Source organism: Azorhizobium caulinodans ORS 571 (assembly GCF_000010525.1).
GTDB lineage: Bacteria > Pseudomonadota > Alphaproteobacteria > Rhizobiales > Xanthobacteraceae > Azorhizobium > Azorhizobium caulinodans.
The window spans coordinates 4,496,557-4,518,458 of record NC_009937.1; the positions used below are offsets into that span (position 1 = coordinate 4,496,557).

At 71.3% G+C, this 21,902-nt stretch carries 18 protein-coding genes; 14 read left to right on the top strand and 4 right to left on the bottom strand.

From position 1 onward, the window contains the following. Positions 1–15 precede the first annotated feature (15 nt). The 7 genes from cobW to map all read left to right on the top strand — a co-directional run bounded on the left by cobW (position 16) and on the right by map (position 9,669). Entirely contained in the window at positions 16–1,044 is a 1,029-nt protein-coding gene (gene cobW, locus AZC_RS20190; RefSeq protein ID WP_012172454.1) for a cobalamin biosynthesis protein CobW, read from the top strand. Positions 1,045–1,047: 3 nt separating this feature from the next. Next, positions 1,048–4,791, top strand: a complete 3,744-nt coding sequence (cobN, locus tag AZC_RS20195; RefSeq protein WP_012172455.1) for a cobaltochelatase subunit CobN — start codon at positions 1,048–1,050, stop codon at positions 4,789–4,791. A gap of 636 nt (positions 4,792–5,427) precedes the next feature. Next, positions 5,428–6,771 (top strand): precorrin-3B synthase, encoded by a 1,344-nt coding sequence (cobG, locus tag AZC_RS20200; protein ID WP_081434059.1) that lies wholly within the window; start codon positions 5,428–5,430, stop codon positions 6,769–6,771. Beyond that, a complete protein-coding gene (locus tag AZC_RS20205) occupies positions 6,768–7,406 on the top strand; it encodes a precorrin-8X methylmutase (RefSeq protein ID WP_012172457.1) in 639 nt (212 codons plus the stop codon). The genes cobG and AZC_RS20205 overlap by 4 nt, the downstream gene beginning before the upstream one ends. Beyond that, positions 7,403–8,137 carry a precorrin-2 C(20)-methyltransferase gene (locus AZC_RS20210; protein ID WP_012172458.1) on the top strand — a complete coding sequence of 245 codons (735 nt, stop codon included), beginning with the start codon at positions 7,403–7,405 and terminating at the stop codon, positions 8,135–8,137. The genes AZC_RS20205 and AZC_RS20210 overlap by 4 nt, the downstream gene beginning before the upstream one ends. Then, the gene (locus AZC_RS20215; protein ID WP_012172459.1) at positions 8,134–8,886 is read left to right on the top strand and encodes a precorrin-3B C(17)-methyltransferase; all 753 of its coding nucleotides are present in this window, start codon (positions 8,134–8,136) and stop codon (positions 8,884–8,886) included. The genes AZC_RS20210 and AZC_RS20215 overlap by 4 nt, the downstream gene beginning before the upstream one ends. A 27-nt stretch (positions 8,887–8,913) precedes the next feature. After that, positions 8,914–9,669 carry a type I methionyl aminopeptidase gene (gene map / locus AZC_RS20220; protein WP_012172460.1) on the top strand — a complete coding sequence of 252 codons (756 nt, stop codon included), beginning with the start codon at positions 8,914–8,916 and terminating at the stop codon, positions 9,667–9,669. Here map and AZC_RS20225 read toward each other — a convergent pair. After that, positions 9,666–10,454 (bottom strand): cobalt-precorrin-6A reductase, encoded by a 789-nt coding sequence (locus AZC_RS20225; protein ID WP_012172461.1) that lies wholly within the window; start codon positions 10,452–10,454, stop codon positions 9,666–9,668. The two genes, map and AZC_RS20225, sit on opposite strands and share 4 nt — an antisense overlap. A gap of 31 nt (positions 10,455–10,485) precedes the next feature. Between AZC_RS20225 and AZC_RS20230 the strand changes: the two genes are divergently transcribed. The 3 genes from AZC_RS20230 to cobM are packed head-to-tail and all read left to right on the top strand — an operon-like array spanning position 10,486 to position 12,885. Then, positions 10,486–11,727: a bifunctional cobalt-precorrin-7 (C(5))-methyltransferase/cobalt-precorrin-6B (C(15))-methyltransferase gene (locus AZC_RS20230; protein ID WP_012172462.1), complete on the top strand. Its 1,242-nt coding sequence runs from the start codon at positions 10,486–10,488 to the stop codon at positions 11,725–11,727. Beyond that, the gene (locus AZC_RS20235; RefSeq protein ID WP_012172463.1) at positions 11,724–12,110 is read left to right on the top strand and encodes a cobalamin biosynthesis protein; all 387 of its coding nucleotides are present in this window, start codon (positions 11,724–11,726) and stop codon (positions 12,108–12,110) included. Before AZC_RS20230 ends, AZC_RS20235 begins: the two co-directional genes overlap by 4 nt. 13 nt (positions 12,111–12,123) lie before the next feature. Then, on the top strand, positions 12,124–12,885 hold the full coding sequence (gene cobM, locus AZC_RS20240; protein WP_012172464.1) for a precorrin-4 C(11)-methyltransferase: 762 nt from the start codon (positions 12,124–12,126) through the stop codon (positions 12,883–12,885). A 281-nt stretch (positions 12,886–13,166) separates the two neighbouring features. On the opposite strand, the gene AZC_RS20245 is transcribed toward cobM, so the two are convergent. Continuing rightward, the gene (locus tag AZC_RS20245; RefSeq protein WP_081434153.1) at positions 13,167–14,306 is read right to left on the bottom strand and encodes a cobalt-precorrin-5B (C(1))-methyltransferase; all 1,140 of its coding nucleotides are present in this window, start codon (positions 14,304–14,306) and stop codon (positions 13,167–13,169) included. 47 nt (positions 14,307–14,353) lie between these two features. Here AZC_RS20245 and AZC_RS20250 point away from each other — a divergent pair, with 47 nt between their 5' ends. The 3 genes from AZC_RS20250 to AZC_RS20260 all read left to right on the top strand — a co-directional run bounded on the left by AZC_RS20250 (position 14,354) and on the right by AZC_RS20260 (position 17,702). Next, on the top strand, positions 14,354–15,670 hold the full coding sequence (locus AZC_RS20250; protein WP_012172466.1) for a cobyrinate a,c-diamide synthase: 1,317 nt from the start codon (positions 14,354–14,356) through the stop codon (positions 15,668–15,670). 169 nt (positions 15,671–15,839) lie between these two features. Further along, positions 15,840–16,061: a hypothetical protein gene (locus AZC_RS20255; protein WP_012172467.1), complete on the top strand. Its 222-nt coding sequence runs from the start codon at positions 15,840–15,842 to the stop codon at positions 16,059–16,061. A 159-nt stretch (positions 16,062–16,220) separates the two neighbouring features. After that, positions 16,221–17,702, top strand: a complete 1,482-nt coding sequence (locus tag AZC_RS20260) for an NAD-dependent succinate-semialdehyde dehydrogenase (protein ID WP_043879642.1) — start codon at positions 16,221–16,223, stop codon at positions 17,700–17,702. 319 nt (positions 17,703–18,021) lie between these two features. On the opposite strand, the gene AZC_RS20265 is transcribed toward AZC_RS20260, so the two are convergent. Beyond that, the gene (locus AZC_RS20265) at positions 18,022–18,951 is read right to left on the bottom strand and encodes a hypothetical protein (RefSeq protein WP_043879643.1); all 930 of its coding nucleotides are present in this window, start codon (positions 18,949–18,951) and stop codon (positions 18,022–18,024) included. Positions 18,952–18,983: 32 nt separating this feature from the next. Further along, entirely contained in the window at positions 18,984–19,913 is a 930-nt protein-coding gene (locus AZC_RS20270; RefSeq protein ID WP_043880563.1) for an MBL fold metallo-hydrolase, read from the bottom strand. A 372-nt stretch (positions 19,914–20,285) separates the two neighbouring features. Here AZC_RS20270 and ffh point away from each other — a divergent pair, with 372 nt between their 5' ends. Continuing rightward, positions 20,286–21,821 (top strand): signal recognition particle protein, encoded by a 1,536-nt coding sequence (gene ffh, locus AZC_RS20275; RefSeq protein ID WP_012172471.1) that lies wholly within the window; start codon positions 20,286–20,288, stop codon positions 21,819–21,821. Positions 21,822–21,902 lie beyond the last annotated feature (81 nt).

Consider the following 21,902-nt stretch of genomic DNA (forward strand, 5'->3'; position numbering starts at 1 on the left):
GTTTCCGGAGCTTTCATGACCTCGCTCATCCGCGTTCCCTGCACCATCGTCACCGGCTTCCTCGGTGCCGGAAAGACCACGCTCATCCGCCACCTGCTGGAGAATGCCGGCGGCCGGAAGCTGGCCGTCATCGTCAACGAGTTCGGCGATGTGGGCATTGACGGCGAAATCCTCAAAGGCTGCGGCATCGAGGCCTGCCCGGAGGACAATATCGTCGAGCTCTCCAACGGCTGCCTGTGCTGCACGGTGGCGGACGACTTCGTGCCCGCGCTGGACCAGATCCTCGCCCGCGAGGTGGACCACATCCTCATTGAGACCTCCGGCCTCGCGCTGCCCAAGCCCCTCGTGCAGGCCTTCCAGTGGCCGGCCATCAAGAGCCGGGTGACGGTGGACGGCGTGGTGGCGGTGGTGGATGGCCCGGCGCTGGCGGAAGGCCGCGTCGCCCATGACATGGACGCCCTCGACGCCCAGCGCGCCGCCGACGACAGCCTCGACCATGACGACCCGGTGGAAGAGGTGTTCCAGGACCAGATCGCCTGCGCCGATCTCGTCATCATCTCCAAATCCGACCTGCTGGACGCCACCGCCGCCGAGACGGCTGGCGCGCGTGTCTCCGCCGCCCTCCCCCGTGCGGTGAGCGTGGTGCGCGCGGCCGGCGGCAAGGTGGACCCGGGCGTGATGCTCGGCCTCGGCCTTGCGGTCGAGAACGAGATCGAGAACCGCAAGACCCATCACGATGACGAGCTCGATCACGACCACGACGATTTCGACAGCTTCGTCGTGGCGATCCCTGAGATCACCGATCCGGCGGCGCTCGCCGCCCGCGTCACCGCCGCCGCCGAAGCCCCCGACGTGCTGCGCGTGAAGGGCTTTGCGGCGGTGGCCGGCAAGCCCCTGCGCCTGCTGGTGCAGGGCGTCGGCCCGCGCGTGTCGCACCATTTCGACCGTCCTTGGAAGGCGGAGGAAGCCCGGCGCGGCGCCCTCGTGGTGATTGGCCTCAAGGGCTTCGACCGCGCGGCGGTGGAGCGGGCGCTGCTCGGCTGATCCATGCACATCCTCGCCACCACATCGGCCAGCATCGAGGACCTCGCGGAGCCCGTGGATCTCCGCCTGCCTCCGGCCGAGGTGGTGGCGCTGTCCTTCACCGACAGCGACCTTCTGGCCCTTGCCGCCGCCTGGCGGCAGGACCGCGCGCGATTGCCCTCGCTGCGCCTCGCGCGGCTGAAGGACCTGCGCCATCCCATGTCGGTGGACCTGTGGATCGACCGCACGGCCCGGCACGCCAAGGTCATCCTCGTGCGCCTGCTGGGTGGGCTCGACTGGTGGCGGTACGGCGCCGAACGCCTCGCGGAACTGGCTAGGGGCAAGAACATCGCCCTGGCCCTGCTGCCGGGCGAGGATCAGGACGACCCACGCCTCGCCGCCCTTTCCACCATTGATGCGGCCGAGCTGGCAGCGATACTCGCCGGCTTCCGCCAGGGTGGCCCCGCCAACATGGCCGGCGTGCTCACGCGCCTCGCCCGCATCGCCGGCCACGCCCTGCCCGAGCCCACCGCGCCCACGCCCGTGCCCCCCGCCGCCTTCTACAGGCCCGGCGTCGGGGCCGTGGATCTGGCAAGCGTGCTGCGGGCGCCGGCGGATGACGCACACGCCAACCTGCCCGTCCCAACCACCCCGCGCAACGCGCCCCCTCTCCCGCTTGCGGGGGAGGGTTGGGGAGGGGGCATCACACCCTCGGACGACACACCGCCCGCAAGCCTCGCACCCACCGCCGCGCTGCGCGCGTCGCCCCCTCCCTGCCCTCCCCCGCAAGCGGGAGAGGGTGAAATGGGAGAGGCCGCCGCCGACATGCCGGGCGCTGCTACACCTGCCCGCGCGCAGAACGCGGCCTCTTTCCCTGACGCCGGCGTTTCGAGCGCTGGGGATCTTGCCGCCGCGTCAGAGGACGCCCTCTCCACCCCGCGCACCCTGCCCCCTCCCCCCTTGTGGGGGAGGGCTGGGGAGGGGGGTAGAACGCCGTCCAACCTAAACAACGCCCTGTCTCTCTCAGCCGACGCGCCCTCGCCCCAACACGGCGCGCGCCCCCGCGCCCTGCTGCTGTTCTACCGTTCCATGTGGCTCGCCGGAGATGTCGCACCGATCGATGCGCTGGCGGGGGCGCTGTGCGCGCGGGGGGTGACGCCTGTCCCGCTCTTTCTCTCCAGCCTGAAGGACCCCGCCGCCCGCGCCTTCGTGCGGCAGGCCATCGGCGACACCCGGCCGGATGTCATCCTCACCGCCACCGCCTTCGCGGCGGGCGAGGCGGAGGACCTCTTTCCAGCCGGCGGGCCGCCGGTGCTTCAGGTCATTCCCGCCACCACGGCGGAGGAGGCGTGGGCGGAGAGCCCGCGGGGCCTCGCGGCGGCGGACCTCGCCATGCATGTGGTGCTGCCCGAACTGGACGGGCGCGTGCTGGCGGGCGCCATCTCCTTCAAATCGCTGACGCCGCCCGCCGACGATCTCGCCTTCGCCGCCGCCCGCAATGCGCCCAATGCGGCCGGCATCGCGCAGGCGGCGGATCGGGCGGCCGCGCTGGTGCGCCTCGCCCGCACGCCCCGCGCGGAACGGCGGCTGGCGCTGCTCATGCCTGATTATCCCGGCGTGCCCGGCCGCACCGGCTATGCGGTGGGGCTCGACGTACCCGAGAGCACCTGCCGCCTCATCGAGACGCTCCGCACCGAGGGCTACACGGTGTCCGAAGCCCCCACGGATGGCGCAGCCCTGCTGCGCCGGCTGGAGGACGCGCGCGAGGCCTTCCCCCTTTCCGACTACGCCACCGCCCTCGCCACCCTGCCCGCCGAGACGCAGGCCGCAATCCACGCCGCATGGGGGCCGCCCGAGGCGAATGCGGACGTGCGGGACGGCGCCTTCGTCTTCCGCGCCGCGCGCTTCGGCAACGCGCTCGTGGCCCTGGCGCCGGAGCGGGGCGCGTCGCTGGACCGGCGGGCGGATTATCACGATCCGGCTTTGCCACCCCGCCACGCGCTGCTCGCCTTCGGCCTCTGGCTGCGGCTGCGCTTCGGGACCCATGCGCTGGTCCATATGGGCGCCCATGGCACGCTGGAGTGGCTGCCCGGCAAGACCGTGGCTCTGACCCCCGCCTGCTTCCCGCAGGCCCTGCTGGGGCCGCTGCCCGTCATCTATCCCTTCATCGTCAGCAATCCCGGCGAGGCGGCGCAGGCGAAGCGGCGGATCGCCGGCGTCACGCTCGGCCACCTGCCCCCGCCGCTTGCGAGCGCCGGCCTCTCGGAAGCCGAGCAGCGGCTGGAGCGGCTGGTGGATGAATATGCGCAGGCGGACGGCCTCGACCGGCGCCGCCGCGAGCGCCTCGCCCGCCTCATCGTCGAGACCGCCGCCGAGACCGGCCTTTCCGCCATGGCCGGCGTGCCGGCGGATGCGGACCCCGACGCGGCGCTGCGCCAGATCGATGCCTGGCTGTGCGATGTGAAGGACCTCGCCGTGAAGGACGGGCTCCACATCTTCGGTCAGGACGATGCCGACGCCACCCGCGCGGAGAGCGGCGCGGCGGAGCGGACGGCGCTCCTAACCGCGCTGGATGGCCGCCATGTGCCCGCCGGCCCCGCCGGATCGCCCAGCCGGGGGCGGCGTGACGTGCTGCCCACCGGCCGTAATCTCTCGACCGCCGACCCCCGCGCCATTCCCACCCCCACCGCCATGGACCTCGGCCGCCTCGCGGCGGACGAGGTGGTGCGCGCCTTCCTGCAGGAGCATGGGGATTACCCCCGCGCGCTCGTCATCGACCTCTGGGGCAGCGCCACTTTGCGCACCGGGGGCGAGGAAATCGCGCAGGGGCTGGCGCTCATGGGCTGCCGCCCGCAATGGGACGGCGCCACCGGGCGCGTCACCGGCATCGAGGTGCTGCCGCCCGCCGTGCTGGGGCGCCCGCGCGTGGACGTGACCTGGCGCATCTCCGGCCTGTTCCGCGACATCTTCCCCGCGCAGGTGGCGCTGCTCGACGCCGCCACCCGCGCGGTCGCCACCCGGACCGATGAGGGTGACGACAATCCGCTCGCCGCCTCGGGCACGGCCCCGCGCATCTTCGGCGCCGCGCCGGGCGCCTATGGCGCGGGCGTGGAGGACCGGCTGGCGCGCGGCGCATTTGCGGACCGCGCCGATCTCGGCGCCGCCTATCTCGATCACGCCTCGCACGCCTATGGCGGGCCGGACGGCACCGCCCGTCCCGCCCCCGGCGCCTTCGCCGCGCGGGTCGCCGCCGCCGACGGCTTGCTTCACGGGGCGGATGATCCGGCGCGCGATCTGCTGGATGGCGGCGCGGATTCGGCCTTCATCGGCGGCTTCGCGGCGGCGGCGGAAAAGCTCGGCCGCGCGGTGGATCTCATCGTGCTGGACACCAGCGATCCCGCCCGTCCCAAGGCGCGCGACCTTGCCACCGCGCTCGCGCGCATCGTCCACGGCCGGGTGTCGCAAACGTTCATCGCCGGCCAGATGCGCCACGGCCCGCGCGGCGCCACCGAGCTTCTGGAGACGGTGGACCGCCTCATCGCCTTCGCAGAGACCACCGGCCGCGTGCCCGACCGGCTCATCGACGCGCTCCACGGCGCCTATCTGCGGGACGAAAAGGTGCGCGCCTTCCTTCTGGCGCAGAACCCCGCCGCCGCCACCTCCATGGCCCGCCGCTTCGCGGATGCCCGCCGCCGCGGCCTCTGGCACCCCCGCCGCAACGACATCGACGCCGACCTCGACGCGCTGAGAGCGGAGGCGGCGGAATGAAGCACGCCCTCGCCGCGCCTCACCGCACGCCAACCTCGCGCCCTCTCCCCCCCGCGCACCCCGCCCCCTCCCCCCTTGCGGGGGAGGGTTGGGGAGGGGGGTATAACGGCTGGGGCAGATGCGCCCGCTCACCGGAAGGCGGCCCGCGCGGTGCCCTGACGCGGTGCGCGCCATTCCGACACGCCCGCAGCGGAGAGCGTTCTACCCCCCTCCCTGCCCTCCCCCGCAAGGGGGGAGGGTTCTCCCGCGTGGCGCCGCACCCGGTCGCTTTTCGCCCTGCCGCCCCTCTCCACCCCAAGCACCCCGCCCCCTCCCCCCTTGCGGGGGAGGGCTGGGGAGGGGGGTATGACGGCTGGGGCAGATGCGGCCGCTCACCGGAAGGCGGCCCGCGCGGTGCCCTGACGCGGCGCGTTCCAGCACGAAAGGCTCGCAGCGGAGAGGGCATTACCCCCCTCCCTGCCCTCCCCCGCAAGGGGGGAGGGTTCTGCCGCGTGGCGCCGGATGCGCATTCGCATTTCAACCTGACGTCGCCCGCAATAGCCCTGCGGAGCGTTTCAGCCATCCCACCGCGCGGCCCCCGTACGCGGCTCATGACCATTCCTCAGGCCGCACCGCCCGGCGGCAGGGCAGGTGACCATGTCGACATCTCCTAGGCCCCCCTCCCGCCGGGGCATCTGCCCGGCGCTCTCAGCCCCCATGGCCACCGGCGACGGCCTCCTCGTGCGGCTCGTGCCGGCGGAGGGCTGGCTCACGCTCGCCCAGATGCGCGGGCTGGCCTCCGCCGCCCGCGCGTATGGCAATGGCATCATCGAGATCACGGCCAAGGGCAGCGTGCAGATCCGGGGTCTGACCGAGGACAGCGTCGGCCCGCTCAATGCCGCCGTGGGCCGGCTCGGCATCACGCCACGCACCGGCCTGCCCGTCGACGTCTCGCCCCTTTCCGGCATCGACGCCACCGAGGCGGTCGATGCCCGGCTGATGGCGGCCCGGCTGCATGAGATGGCGGCGGACCTCGTGCCCCGGCTCGGCGCCAAGGTCTCCGTGGTGGTGGATGGCGGCGGGGCGCTGAGCCTCGATGCCTTCAAGACCGACGTGCGGCTGGTGGCCCGTCCCGGCAAGGGCGAGAAGATGTGGGACGTTTCGCTGGCGGGGGATGCGGCGCGCGCGCTCCCCTTCGGCAGCGTGCGGGGGCGCGATGCGCCGGACCTCGTGCGCGGCCTGCTGGAGCGCCTCGCGGCGCTTGGCCCCTCAGCCCGTATGGCGGACGCCCTGCCCCCGGCCACCGATGCTCCGCCCCGCCCCATGCGTGAAACGAGCCCCATCGGCCTCTTCGCGCTGACGGACGGCTCGACAGCCTGCGGCATCGGCCTGCCCTTCGGCGCGCTGCACGCGGATGATCTCGACGCCCTCATCGCAGCCGCAGAAGCGGCGGGCGCACGCGACCTGCGGCCGGCGCCCGACCATGGCCTCCTCGCCACCGGCCTGTCGGCCGAGGACGTGGACACCTTCCGCACGGCGGCGGCGCAGATCGGCTGCCTCGTCCTGGCGGATGATCCCCGCCGCTTTGTCGCCGCCTGCCCCGGCGCACCGGCCTGCGCCTCCGCTGACATTCCCGCCCGCGCCATCGCAGCGGAGGTGGCGCAGGTGCTTGGCAAGGCGCTGGACGGCTCGCTCCAGGTGCACATCTCGGCCTGCAGCAAGGGGTGCGCGCATCCTGCGCCGGCCAACCTCACCCTCGTCGGCCTGCCCGCCGACGCCATGGACAATCGGGTGGCGCTCGTGCGAGAGGGCAGAGCGGGGGATGCAACCCGGCCGCAGATCACGGCCGAGGCGCTTCTTCCCACGCTCGCCCGCCTCGCCGGCGCGCTCGACGCGGCCCACACGCCCGGCGCGCGCATGGTCGAGACGCTGGCGGCCCTGCCGTCCTCGTCGCTGGAGCCGTTGCTGTTGTCACCCGCCGTGCTGGAGTCCACCCCGTGAGCCCCTCGCCTCTCGATTATGAGCGCGACGGCACGGCCATCTACGAACGCTCCTTCGCCATCATCCGCGCCGAGGCCGACCTTTCCCGCTTCTCGGACGAGGAGGCGGATGTGGCCGTGCGCATGATCCATGCCTGCGGCCTTGTGGAAGCGGCGCGCGATTTCGTGTTCGGTCCCGGCTTCGTGGCGGCGGCCCGCGCGGCGCTTCAGGCCGGCGCGCCCATCCTGTGCGATGCGCAGATGGTGGCGCATGGCGTGACCCGCGCCCGGCTGCCCGCGAACAACGAAGTCATCTGCACCCTGCGCGATGAACGGGTGCCGGCGCTCGCCGCCGAAATCGGCAACACCCGATCCGCCGCCGCGCTGGAACTCTGGCGGGAGCACATGGAGGGCGCCGTGGTGGCCATCGGCAATGCGCCCACCGCCTTGTTCCATCTGTTCGAGATGCTGGATGCCGGCGCGCCGAAGCCCGCCGCCATCCTCGGCATGCCGGTGGGCTTCGTGGGCGCGGCGGAATCGAAGGATGCGCTGGCGGAAAACCCGCGCGGCGTGCCCTTCGCCATCGTGCGCGGGCGGCTGGGCGGCAGCGCCATCACCGCCGCCGCCGTCAACGCACTCGCGAGGGCCGGGCTGTGAACGCCGCCATCGGACAGCTCATCGGCGTCGGCGTCGGCCCCGGCGATCCCGAACTCATGACGCTCAAGGCCGTGCGCGCGCTGGAGCAGGCGGACGTGATCGCCCACTTCGCCAAGGCGGGCAACAACAGCCACGCCCGCACCATTGCCGGCGCACACTTCCGCCCAGGGGCGGAAGAACTGCCCCTGCTCTATCCGGTGACGACCGAGATTCACCGCCATGACGAGGCCTACAAGCTCGCCATCGGCGCCTTCTATGACGAATCCGCCGCGCGGGTCGCCGAGCGCCTCATGGCCGGGCTCAATGTGGCGGTGCTGAGCGAGGGCGATCCCCTCTTCTATGGCTCCTACATGCATCTGCATGTGCGCCTCGCCCACCGCTTTCCCACGCGGGTCATTCCCGGCGTCACCGGCATGTCCGGCTGCTGGTCGCAGGCGGGGGCGCCCATCGCGCAGGGCGATGATGTGCTGATGGTGCTGCCCGGCACGCTGGACGAGCCGGAGCTGGCCCGCCGCCTTGCCGAGGCGGATGCCGCCGTCATCATGAAGGTGGGCCGCAACCTGCCGAAGATCCGCCGCGCGCTCGCCGCAGCCGGCCGCCTGCCGCGCGCGCTCTATGTGGAGCGGGGCACCATGGCGGAGAGCTATGTGGTGCCGCTCGCCGAGCGCAATGACGACCGCGCGCCCTATTTCGCCATCGTGCTGGTGCCCGGCTGGGAGCGCGCCGCGTGAGCGGGTCGCTCACCGTGGTGGGCCTCGGCCCCGGTGCCGCCCAGCAGATGACGCCGGAGGCCGTGGCCGCGCTGGAGGCGGCGGACGAACTCTTCGGCTACGGCCCCTATCTCGCCCGCGCGCCGGAACGGCCGGGGCAGGTGCGCCACGCCTCCGACAATCGCGAGGAACTGGACCGCGCCCGCGCCGCCCTCGACCGGGCGGTGGCCGGCGCGCAGGTGGCGATGGTGTCGGGCGGCGATGCGGGCGTCTTCGCCATGGCGGCGGCTGTCTGCGAGGCGGTGGAAAAGGGGCCGGACGCCTATCGCACCGTGGAGCTTTCCGTCGTGCCGGGCGTCACTGCCATGCTGGCGGTGGCTGCGCGCATCGGCGCGCCGCTGGGGCACGATTTCTGCGCCATCTCGCTCTCCGACAATCTGAAGCCGTGGGAGCTCGTCACCGCCCGCCTCAAGGCGGCGGCGCAGGCGGGCTTCGTGATCGCGCTTTATAATCCCATCAGTAAGGCGCGGCCCTGGCAGCTCGGCTCCGCCTTCGACCTGCTGCGCGAGGTGCTGCCGGGAACCGTGCCCGTCATCTTCGGCCGAGCCGCCGGCCGGACGGACGAGCGCATCACCCTTGCCACGCTCTCGGAGGCTGATGCCGGCGTCGCGGACATGGCCACCTGCGTCATCATCGGCTCGGCCGAGACGCGGGTGGTGGAGCGGCCCGGATTGTCCCCCCTCGTCTATTCGCCGCGCTCGGCGCGATGATGCAGGGCTGATGCGAAAGGACAGGCCATGACGCTGTCGAATGACGACGAGCTGAAGGCAATGCAGGAGATCGGCCGCATCTGCGCCGAGACGCTGGAGGCGATGAGCAAGGCGATCGAGCCCGGCATCACCACCCGCGAGCTGGACGGGATCGGCCGGGCCTTTCTGGAGGCCGCCGGCGCGCAGTCGGCGCCCGAGACGGTCTATGATTTTCCCGGCGCCACCTGCATCAGCATCAATGAGGAAGTCGCCCACGGCATTCCCGGCGACCGCGTCATCCGGCCCGGCGATCTCGTGAACATTGACGTTTCGGCGCACAAGAACGGCTATTTCGCCGACACCGGCGCCTCCTTCGCCGTGCCACCGGTGACGCGGGCGGTGGAGAAGCTCTGCCGCGACGGACGCCGCGCCATGTGGGCGGGCCTGCGGCAGGTGGCGCCGGGCCGCCTGCTGGCGGGCATCGGTCAGGCTGTGGGCGCCTTTGCCAAGAAGAACGGCTATACGCTGGTGCGCAATCTCGCGAGCCACGGCGTCGGCCTCTCGCTGCACGAGGAGCCCACCGAAATCGCCACCTGGCCGGATGCCTCCGATCGCCGGATCATCACGGAAGGGCTGGTGTTCACGGTGGAGCCCTTCCTGTCGCTCGGCGCGACCCTCGCCGAAAATGTCGAGGACGATCCGTGGACGCTCTATAGCGAACCTCGCGCCCTCACGGTCCAGTACGAGCACACGGTGGTCGCCACCCGCAACGGCCCGCTCGTGCTGACCATGCCGGGGCATTAAAGCGCGCTTCTGTGTGCGCGGGTCCGGCTCTGGGTGTCGGGCGCGTTCGTCCTTTCGAGCCAGTGCGCCACCTCTTCCACCGTCTCCACCGCCGGCACATCGGGCACGTCCGGCCGGCGCAGCAGGATCACCTCGAGGCCCAGCGCGCGGGCCGCCTCCATCTTGCCGTAGGTGGCGGGGCCGCCGCTGTTTTTGGCGACGATGATCTCGATGCCATGATCGCGCAGCAGGTCCAGATCGCCTTCAGCCGTGAAGGGGCCGCGTGCCACCACATAGTTGGCGTTGGGCACGGCCAGGGGCGGCTCGACGGCATCGACGCTGCGTACCAGATAGCTGTGCCGGGGCGCGGCCTCGAAGGCGCGCACCTCGTTGCGGCCGAGCGCGAGGAAGACGCGGCGCGGTGTCTCACCCAGTGCCGCGAGGGCGCCAGCAACGCCCTCCACCTCCCGCCAGCGGTCACCATCCACCGGCTTCCACGGCTGGCGGCGCAGGGCCAGAAGCGGCACGCCCAAGGCCGCGCAGGCGGCGGCCGCATGGCGCGACATCTGCGCCGCATAGGGATGGGTGGCGTCGACCACCGCCGAAATAGCCTCGGCGGCAAGATAGTCGCGCAGGCCAGCTATGCCGCCGAAGCCGCCCACGCGGACGGGGACAGGCATCTGCGCGGGGTTTTCGGTGCGGCCCGCAAGCGACACAATGGCATGGAGGTTCTCCTCGCCTGCGAGTCGCGCGGCGAGACGCCGGGCCTCCCCTGTCCCCCCAAGGATGAGGATGTGACGCGGCATGGATGCGGCTTGGCTGAGCGAGGGACCTGACATGGCGGGCGACACTGCCGCAGCACGGCCCTGGCTGTCCATCGTCGGCATCGGTGAGGATGGCGCGGACGGCCTCTCCCCCGCCGCACGCGCGCTGGTCGGCGACGCAGAGCTGGTGTTCGGCGGTGCCCGGCATCTGGCGCTGGCGGGCGCCCTCGTGCGCGGCACGCCGTGCCCCTGGCCCAGCCCGTTCTCGGAGGGCATCGCGCAGGTGGTGGCGGCGCGCGGCCGAAAGGTGTGCGTGCTCGCCTCCGGCGATCCTTTCCTGCACGGCGTCGGCGCCACACTCTCCCGGCACGTCCCGGCGGATGAGATGCAGGTCCTGCCCGCGCCCTCCGCCTTCAGCCTCGCGGCGGCCCGGCTCGGCTGGCCCTTGCAGGAGACGGCGCAGGTCTCCCTGCACGGCAAGGCCATCGGCCGCATCCGGCCCTTTCTGCAACCGGGCGCCCGCATCCTGGCCCTGACCTCGGACGGCGACGGTCCCGCGCAGGTGGCGTGCCTCCTCGCCGCGCTCGGCTTCGGCGCGGCGCGGCTCACCGTGCTGGAAGCCCTCGGCGGCCCGCGCGCGCGGATGCGCACGGCGACGGCCGCCGGCTTCGATCTCGCGGATGTCGATCCGCTGAACATCCTCGCCCTGGAAGTCCCGGCGGACACAGCCCCGCAGGCCCTGCCGCTCACCTGCGGCCTGCCGGACGAGCTGTTCGAGCATGACGGCCAGCTCACCAAGCGCGAGATCCGCGCCGTCACCTTGTCCGCCCTCGCGCCGCGCGCGGGCGAGCATCTGTGGGACGTGGGCGGGGGCGCGGGCTCCGTCGCCATCGAATGGCTGCTGACGCACCCCTCCCTGTCGGCCACCGCCATCGAGCAGGACGAAACCCGCGCCGAGCGCATCCGGGCCAATGCGGGCAATCTGGGGGTGCCGCACCTTGCCGTCGTCACGGGCATCGCGCCGCAGGCTTATGCGGGCCTGCCGCAGCCCGATGTCGTGTTCATCGGCGGCGGCGGGTCCGAGCCGGGTGTCCTCGCCGGAGCCCTCGCAGCATTGAAGCCGGGCGGGCGCCTTGTCGCCAATGCCGTCACGCTGGAGACCGAAGCCGTGCTTCTGGAGCATTACGCCCGCCTCGGCGGCAGCCTCGCGCGGCTGTCCGTGTCCCGCGCCGTGCCGGTGAAGGGCATGACCGGCTGGCGCCCGGCGATGCCGGTCACGCAGTGGAGCGTCGTCAAGGCGGGAGCGTCCGCATGATCGCGGCGGGTATCGGCAGCAAGCGGGGCGTGACCGCACAGGACGTGCTCGCCGCCATCGACGCAGCGCTGGAGCGGGTGCACCTGTCGCGCGAGGATCTCAAGGTCATCGCCACACCGGCCGTGAAGGGTGGCGAGGCGGGCATCGCCGAGGCGGCGGCCCTGCTGGGCCTGCCGCTGGTGCTGATCCCGCAGGGCCAGCTGGAAGCCATGGCCGAGCGCACCCAGACCCATTCCGAACGGGTGGTGGCCCTGCTGCGCATTCCCTCCGCCGCCGAGACGGCGGCGCTTGCCGCCTGCGGCCTCAATGCCCATCTGCTGGGCCCGCGCCTCGCGCTCGGCTCGGTCACCTGCGCGCTCGCCCGCAGCGGCGCGCTGCCATGAGTTCCCGTTTCCCATGACCGTGCATTTCATCGGCGCCGGCCCCGGCGCCGCCGACCTCATCACCGTGCGCGGGCGCGATCTCATCGCCCGCTGCCCCGTCTGCCTCTATGCCGGCTCCATCGTGGCGCCGGACCTGCTGGCCTATTGTCCGCCCGGCGCGCGCATCGTGGACACCGCGCCCCTCGATCTCGACCGGATCGAGCAAGAATATGTGGCGGCCCATGCGGCCGGACAGGACGTGGCACGACTGCATTCGGGCGACCTCTCGGTCTATAGCGCGGTCGCCGAGCAGGTGCGCCGGCTGGAGCGGAGGGGCATCCCCTATACGCTGACGCCCGGCGTGCCCGCCTTCGCGGCGGCGGCGGCGGCGCTGCGGGCGGAACTCACCGTGCCGGAAGTGGCGCAAAGCGTGGTGCTGACCCGCGTCTCCGGCCGCGCCTCCGCCATGCCGGAGCGCGAAAAGCTCGCCACCTTTGCCGAGAGCGGCGCGACGCTCGCCATCCACCTCGCCATCCATGCGCTGGACCGCGTGGTGGCGGAGCTCACCCCCTTCTATGGGGCGGAGTGCCCGGTGGCGGTGGTGGTGAAGGCGAGTTGGCCGGACGAGCGCATCCTGCGCGGCACGCTCGCCACCATCGCCGCGCAGGTGGCGGACGATCCCATCGCCCGCACGGCGCTCATCCTCGTCGGCCCCGCCCTCGCCCCCGCCGATTTCCGCGAGAGCGCCCTCTACAATGTGGATTACGTCCGCCGCTTCCGGGGGATGGCGGAGTGAGTGCCGGGCTGCGAGGAGAAAGCCCCTGCTTTGCGCCCGACCGGGCACAAGCGGAGAGCGTCTTACCCCCCTCCCCGCCCTCCCCCTCAAGGGGGGAGGGTTTCCCGCTCGGATCTGAGCGCGCGTGCTCTCTTCACTGCATCGCCCCGTTGGCCGGCGAAGAGGCTCATGCAGACACCCGCCATCCCGCGTACCCCACCCCCTCCCCCCTTGCGGGGGAGGGTTGGGGAGGGGGGTATGACGGTTGCCGCCAGAGCAGCACCGACTCCCCACGCGCAAACCTAACCGGCGCGAAACCCGGTCCGCCCCATCAGCGCGCCCTCGCGGTCGAAGACCACGATCTCCAGTTCCATGCCCGTGCCCGCGATCACGCCCGCCGCCGCGTCCCACGCCCGCGCCGCAACGAGATCGCCCAGCGGCAGGCCTTCGGCCCCGGCCTCGTCAAAAGCGTGCGCGACAGTATTGGCGCTGCCGATGCGGTCGGCGAGATCGAGGCTCGCGCCGGCCTCGCGCGCGAGATAGGCAAGGGCGGTGAGATCGGCGCTGCCGCGCTTGGAATGCAGATCGAGCATCCCCTGCGCGAGCTTGGTCATCTTGGCGACGCCGCCGGCGATGGTGACGCGCGGCACCGGATGGGCGCGCAAATATTTCAGCATGCCGCCGACGAAATCGCCCATGTCGATGAGCGCGGTCTCGGGCAGCTGATGGAGCGCCTGCACCGCCGCCTCGGAGGCCGAGCCGGTGGCGCCCGCCACATGATCGAGCCCCATGGCGCGGGCCACATCGATGCCGCGATGGATGGAATGGATCCAGGCCGCGCAGGAGAAGGGGATCACCACGCCCGTGGTGCCCAGAACCGAGAGCCCGCCGACGATGCCGAGGCGGGGATTGAGCGTCTTCTTGGCGAGGCGCGCGCCATCGGCGATGGAAATCTCAACTGCCACATCCGCCGGCACGCCCGCCGCCGCCGCCACCTCGGCGATGCCCTGCGCAATCATGCGCCGGGGCACGGGATTGATGGCCGGCTCGCCGGGCGGAACGGGAAGGCCGGGGCGCGTCACGATGCCGACCCCTTCCCCCGCCGCGAAGGTGACGCCCGCCCCCGGCGCCCCCCGGCGCACGGTGGCGCTCACCAGCGCGCCGTGGGTCACGTCCGGATCATCGCCGGCATCCTTCACGATGCCCGCGCGGGCGCTGTCGCCTTCGAGCGCGCTCACCGCGAGGGCAAAGGCGGGGCGGGCACCGTTCGGAAGCTCCACCTCGACGGGATCGGGGAAAGCGCCCGTCACCAGCGCGGCGAAGGCGGCCTTGGCGGCACCGGCGGCACAGGTGCCCGTCGTCCAGCCGCGACGCAGGTTCGGGGCCGGCGCGCCGTCCGGCTGCTCCGCGAAAGGCCCGTCTTCCTTGCCGCCTGTGCTCATGAGGCCCTTCATAGGCCGCAGGCGGCGCGCCGTCACGGGGGCCAGCCATGAGCCTCAACGGACTGCTCATCGGCGCCCCGCGCTCGGGCTCCGGCAAGACCACGGTGACGCTCGGCCTCCTCGCCGCGCTCGCCCGGCGTGGCGTTGCCGTGCGGGCGGCGAAATCGGGTCCGGACTATATCGACCCCGCCTTCCACGCCGCCGCCACCGGCCGGCCGGGCCTCAATCTCGACAGTTGGGCCATGCCACCCGGCCTGCTCGCCCATCTGGTGGATCTCGCCGGGGCGGATGGCGACCTCCTCGTGGTGGAAGGCGCCATGGGCCTGTTCGATGGCGTTGCCGCCCCGCCCCGCCGCAGCGGCGCCGGGGCGGACATGGCGGCGCTGCTTGGCATTCCCGTGCTGCTGGTGCTCGATGTCTCCGGCCAGTCGCAGACCGCCGCCGCCGTCGCGCGCGGCTTCATGGCGCATGATCCGCAGGTGCGCATCGGCGGGGTGATTCTCAACCGGGTGGGCAGCGAGCGGCACATAAGGCTCGTGCGCGAGGCCATGGCGCCGCTCGGCCTGCCGGTCGTCGGCGCCATTCCGCGCGATACCAGCCTCGCGCTGCCGGAGCGCCATCTCGGCCTCGTGCAGGCGGGCGAGCATCCCGATCTCGACGCGCGGCTCGATGCGCTGGCCGCCATGGCGGAGGCCCATCTCGACCTCGACGCCATTCTGGGGCTCGCGGCCCCCGTGCGGCCGGTGGCCGCGCACCCGGCACGCGCCCTGCCGCCGCCGGGGCAGCGGATCGCTCTGGCGCAGGATGCCGCCTTCACCTTCGTCTATGCCCATCTGCTTGCGGAATGGCGGGCGGCGGGGGCGGAGATCCTCCCCTTCTCGCCGCTGGCAGACGAGGCGCCCGATCCTTCCGCCGACATCTGCTGGCTGCCCGGCGGCTATCCCGAGCTGCATGGCGGGGCGCTCGCCAATGCCCAGCGCTTCAAGGCGGGGCTCACCGCCTTCGCAGCGCACAAGCCGGTGCATGGGGAGTGCGGCGGCTACATGGCCCTCGGCCAGGGCATCGTCGATGCACAGGGCGCGCGCCACGCCATGGCCGGGCTGCTGGCGCTGGAGACGAGCTTCGCCAAGCGCAAAATGAATCTCGGCTACCGCGAGGCGTGCCTCCTGAGCGACACGCCCATCGGCCCGGCGGGCACGCGGGTGCGGGGGCACGAATTCCATTATGCCAGCGTGATCGACCGGGGTTCCGACGCGCCGCTGGCGGAGCTCGCCGACAGCCAGGGCACCGCGCTGCCGCCGTCGGGCAGCCGGCGCGGACAGGTGACGGGCACGTTCTTCCACGCCATTGCCCCTGCGGAATGAGCATCCGCTTTTTGCTGCATCGCAAAGCAAATCGCACCCTCCCGGCCCATGCTGGAGCGTGTCTTTTTGGACCGTTCCGGCGTTATACTTGGGTCAACGAGATATTTGGGCCAACGAGCCGAACGGCCGCAGGTTGCAGAATGCGCCCTGAGCAGGAGGAGCAAATCCCATGCGGTGCCAGAACAAGGAAAACGACTTCCGCGAAGCCATCATGGATCTGGTGAGCGCCAAGGACGGTCAGGCCATCGTCATCCAGGTCATCGGCGGCACCACCATCACCGGCTATGCGCCCATGAGCGTGGGCAAGGGCTATCTGCGCTGCTACGTCTCGGCGGGGGACAACCACAAGGAGCAGGTGGTGCCCTTCCATTCCATTACGTGCGTGCGATAGCCTCCGGCTATAGATCCCGCCCAAAGAAACTCCGCTTGCCCCCTCGCACGGGGCAGCCGTTTCCCTATATGACAGCGGTATTCGCGCGGCCCGCCACGGGCGCGCGCGGTGTTCCGCCGGTGGAGCCCGTCGTGCCAGCCGGCCGCACAGGAGATGCCGATGGCCGCCCAGACCGCTTCCCAGTCTTCCCCCGCCGCGCAGCCGCTCCCCTTCCAGCGCGAGCAGAACCTCATCGGCGGCGCCTGGGTCGACGCGGACAGCGGCGCGACCATCGAGGTCAACAACCCGGCCACCGGCGCCATCATCGGCACCATTCCGCAGGCCGGCCGTGCCGAGACCCGCCGCGCCATCGAGGCCGCCGCTGACGCCTTCAAGATCTGGCGCGCCAAGACCGCCGCCGAGCGCGCCAGCGCCCTGCACAAGCTGGCCGACATCATCCTCGCCAACCAGGATGATCTTGCGCGCCTGCTCACCACCGAGCAGGGCAAGCCCTTCGCCGAAGCCAAGGGCGAGGTCGGCGCCTCCGCCGCTTATGTGCGCTGGTTCGCCGAGGAAGCCCGCCGCCTTTACGGCGACACCATCCCCTCCCCGTGGGCCGGCCGCCGCATCATGGTGACCAAGGAGCCGGTAGGCGTGGTGGCCGCCATCACCCCCTGGAACTTCCCCTCCTCCATGCTCGCCCGCAAGGTGGGTGCTGCGCTCGCCGCCGGCTGCACGGTGGTGGCGAAGCCGGCCGAACTCACCCCCTATTCCGGCCTTGCCTGGGGCGTGCTGGCGGAAATGGCGGGCATCCCCGCCGGCTGCGTGAACATCGTCACCGGCGATGCCAAGGAGATCGGGCTGGAGATGACCTCCAACCCCATCGTGAAGAAGGTGACCTTCACCGGCTCCACGCCGGTGGGCAAGCTGCTGATGAAGCAGTCCGCCGACACCATGAAGAAGATCTCCATGGAGTTGGGCGGCAACGCCCCCTTCATCGTGTTCGACGATGCCGATCTCGATGCGGCGGTGGAAGGCGCCATCGCCTCCAAGTTCCGCAACTCCGGCCAGACCTGCGTGTGCGCCAACCGCATCTATGTGCAGGCCGGCATCCATGACGCCTTCGCCGAGAAGTTCGCGGAAGCGGTGCGCAAGCTCAAGATCGGCAACGGCTTCGACGACGGCGTGGTCGCCGGCCCGCTGATCGAGGAGAAGGCGGTCGCCAAGGTGGAACGCCTGCTCAAGGACGCCACCGACAAGGGCGGCACCATCGTCACCGGCGGCAAGCGCAGCCCGCTCGGCCTCACCTTCTTCGAGCCCACTGTCATCGCCAATGCGACGCAGGACATGGGCTTTGCCCGTGAGGAAATCTTCGGCCCCATGGCGCCCCTCTTCAAGTTCGAGACCGAGGAGGAGGTCGTTCGCTATGCCAACAGCACCGAATATGGCCTCGCTTGCTACTTCTTCACCAAGGATCTCGGCCGCGCCTTCCGCGTCTCCGAGGCGCTGGAATATGGGCAGGTGGGCGTCAATGCCGGCGTCATCACCACCGAGGTGGCCCCGTTCGGCGGCGTGAAGGAGAGCGGCGTCGGCCGCGAGGGCTCCAAGTACGGCTGCGACGACTATCTGAACATCAAGTACATCTGCATCGGCGGCGTCTGAGCCCCACGCGGTTTCGCTCGATGAAAGAGGCGGCGCGGCCCACGCGCCGCCTCTTTTCGTTTCCGGGCCTGTTTTGAGACCGTCCGCCGCTCTTTCCCGCGCCTGCTCCCCTTCGATCGCTCGCTTGCCCCCTCCCCTGCCCTCACCCGCAAACGGGACGGGGGCCTGTCGCGCTGGCTGAGGCGATGCTCCTGAACTGCCGGCGGGAAAGTCCTCTCCCGCTTGCGGGGGAGGGTTGGGAGGGGGCAGGCACGGTCAGGAGGGGCGGACGGCAGAAGAAATCACGCTCCGGTCCCGCCCAGCACCGCCCGCTTCGGCCTCACTTCGTGCCGAACGGGCCGAACACCATGTCGGGGGCGCTCGTGTTGTGGCGGGAAGGCACGAGGCGGCCCGCCCAGAGTTCGCTGGCCAGTCCGCCGGGATAGGTCATCACCGGCGCCTCGCCCCAGCCCTTCTCGCCCGGCGCCTTCCAGGCAAGCCGCGCCACGTCGGCGTTGAACTCGGTCACATACATGGAGCGCAGCGCCGCGAAGGGCGCGCCCGCCACCGGCCGATCGAAGGTCACGTCCAGCGCCAGTTGCTCGCGGTCCAGAGTCGCGAGATGCATCCGCGCGGTGCCGCCGCCCGCGAAGGTGAGCGTGAAGATGCGCGTGGCCGGATCGAAGGCGATCTCCTTCAGCTTCACCAGCGGCCGCCCCTCGGTCTCCACCGGGCCGACGAGGAAGGACGAGCCATAGCCCGTCATCGGCAGATGGCTCGGCGAGAGCGGGCGGGCGCGCCAATAGCCGTCCGGGGGATAGACCACCAGCACCTCCTCCGCCCGGTCCTGCTGGCGCACCCAGAGTTGCACCAGATGCAGCCCCTCCACCACCTTGTCGCCGACGCGGAACGGCACGGCAGCCGGCCGCCAGAAGGAGGGGAAAGTGTAGCCGGTGAGCCAGAGGTCGGGCGTCTCGAAGAAGGTCACGCGCTTCGGCACCGCCGGCACGGCGGGATCCTTGCTCATGTCGCAGGCGGTGAAGTCCGGCGCCATGCGGTCCACGGACAGCGTGCCGATGTAAGCGGGATGGACGGCGGCAATGCGCAGGCGGCTGATGCCCGGCGCGGCGAAGGTGAGCGCCACATTGTCCGTCTCGGCGCAGAGCGTCGGCACGCTCTCGTTGTGCACCGTCACCGCCGCCTCCTGTGCGGAAGCGGACGCGAAGGCGAGAAGGCCAAGGAGAGCCGTCAGGAAGAAACGTGATGCCATGCGTGCCCCGCGTAGGGGGCCGCCGCGGCCCCTCAATCCACCAGTACGTAACCCGCCTGCCGGGCGATGATCCGGCCCCGGTCGGGAATATGAGAGCCGGTGACGCCGATCTTGTCGATCACCAGCCGGTCGAGAATCCCCCGGCGGGTGGCGGCGGCAAGCGAGGCGTCCACGTCGAACACCACCGTCCAGGCGGGATGGGGGAATTGCAGCAAAGCGGAATGGATGGTGTCGGCAAAGATGAGGAACTGCTCCTTGCCATCCGCCAGCAGGAAGCCCGCATGGCCCGGCGTGTGCCCGGGCAGCGGCACGAAGGTGATGCCCGGCACCGCCTCACCGCTGCCGTTCACCGTGCGCACGCGGCCCTTGTAGGCCTCCAGCGCCTTGCGGGCGATCATGAACATGGGCTCCATGGAGGTCGGCATGCGCGACATGGCGCCGTCGTCGCTCCAGAAAGCCACCTCCATCTGCTGCACCACCAGTTCCGCATTGGGGAACAGGGCCGTGCCGTCCGCCTTCATCAGGCCGCCCGCATGGTCGGCATGGAGATGGGTCATGAGCAGCGCGTTGACCCGCTCGGGCGGCACGCCGACAGCGGCAAGGCGCTCTGCGGCCTTGCCGAGATCAGGCCCCAGCGTCGCCCCGGCACCCGCGTCCACCACATAGAATCGGTCGCCGCGATTGATGGCGAAGACGTTCACCGGCTGCGGCCAGGGGCCGAGCTTGGGCAGGCCCGCCCGCTCCACCAGCTTCTCGCCCTCCACGGAATCGGCATCGGGAATCAGGGCCGGTGTGAGACCGAAGGGGCCGTCGAGAATGGGCATGATCCGGAAGGCGCCAACGCTGAAGGGCGCATTGAGGGGCGTCGCCATCGCCCGGCCGAGCCCGCCCGCAGCAAGCGGGAGCGCGGCGGCACCGGCCAGGAAATCGCGGCGGGACAGCAAACCTGTGGCGGACGTCATCGGGCCTCTCACGATGGCGAAGGCGGGCACGCGGGACGGCACGGCCCGCATATTCCATGCCGGTTCTAGAGCCCTAGGCTTGCGCCAGCATCGCTGCCCTCGGCGTGGCCGGACGGCACGTTTAAATTGCCTCGGCACATTTTCAGTGCTAAGGGCTCGCGCTTCAAGAGGACGGCATCGCCGATCCGCCGACCGGACCGAGGGTCCGGAGGTCACCGCCCGACAGCGCGTTGCGCCCTCGGGCGCGTTTCTCGTTGCGCCGTTGGGATCATACCCCATCTGTGGCGCAGCAGAGAGACAAGACCCGGCGGGCCAGCCGCCGACCTTGCGAACCCCAACTCCGGTCCCGGCCGGAGTGATCAGGACGGACCCATGTTCGACAGCCTTTCAGACCGCCTTGGCGGCATACTCGACAAGCTGAAGCGGCGCGGCGCTCTCACCGAGGCCGACGTCGGCGAGGCCATGCGCGAGGTCCGGCGGGCGCTGATCGAGGCGGACGTCGCCCTCGACGTGGTGCGCTCCTTCACGGACAAGGTGCGCCAGCGCGCCGTGGGCGTCGAGGTCATCAAGTCGGTGACCCCCGGCCAGATGGTCGTGAAGATCGTCCATGACGTGCTGGTGGAGACGCTGGGCTCCGACGCCGATCCCATCGACCTCAATGCGCCCGCCCCCGTCCCGATCCTCATGGTCGGCCTCCAGGGCTCGGGCAAGACCACCACCACCGCCAAGATCGCCAAGCGCCTGACCGAGCGCGGCAACCGCCGCGTGCTCATGGCCTCGCTCGACACCCGCCGCCCGGCGGCCATGGAGCAGCTGGCGACGCTGGGCACGCAGGTGGAGGTGAACACCCTTCCCATCGTGCCCGGCCAGAGCGCCGTGCAGATCGCCAAGCGGGCCATGGATGCCGCCCGCTTCGGCAATTACGACGTGGTGATCCTCGACACCGCCGGCCGCGTCACGCTGGATGAAGCGCTGATGGCGGAAGTGGCCGAGGTGAAGGCCATCACCAACCCGCACGAAGTGCTGCTGGTGGCCGACAGCCTCACCGGCCAGGACGCGGTGAACACCGCGAAAGCCTTCGACAGCCGCGTCTCCATCACCGGCATCGTGCTGACCCGCGCCGACGGCGACGGGCGCGGCGGCGCCGCGCTCTCCATGCGCGCGGTCACCGGCAAGCCCATCAAGCTGCTGGGCACGGGCGAGAAGATGGACGGGCTGGAGGATTTCGATCCCCAGCGGGTCGCCGGCCGTATCCTCGGCATGGGCGACGTGGTGGCCCTCGTGGAGAAGGCCGCCGAGAATCTCGACATCGAGAAGGCCAAGGCCACCGCCGAGCGGATGCGCAAGGGCGTCTTCGATCTGGAAGACCTGCGCGACCAGCTCTTCCAGATGCAGAAGATGGGCGGCATGGGCGGCCTGATGGGGATGCTGCCCGGCATCGCCAAGGTGAAGAACCAGATCGCCGCTGCCAATCTCGACGACAAGGTGTTCAAGCGCCAGGTCGCCATCATCAATTCCATGACCCGGCAGGAGCGGCGCAATCCGAAGGTGCTCGACGCCTCGCGCAAGAAGCGCATCGCCTCCGGCTCTGGCACCAAGGTCGAGGAGATCAACCGCCTCATCAAGATGCACCGCCAGATGGCGGACGTGATGAAGGCCATGGGCGGGGCCGCCGGCAAGCGCGGTCCGCTCGCCGGTCTCGCCAGCATGATGGGCATGGGGGCCGGCGGCCCCTCGCCGGAAATGCTCCAGCAGATGGCCGAGAAGATGCCGGGCGGCCTGCCCGGTGGCGGCGGCCTCCCCCCGACCTTCCCCGGTGGCCTGCCCGGCCTCGGAAAGGGCCTGCCTCCGGGCCTGCCCAAGGGCTTCCCCGGCCTGCCCGGCCTCGGCGGCCCGAAGAAGAAATGACGCCCGCCGCTTGCTCCCATGGGGATCAGCGGTCGGCCGATTGAAATCAAGACACACGAACACGAAGACACTGAAAGGAAA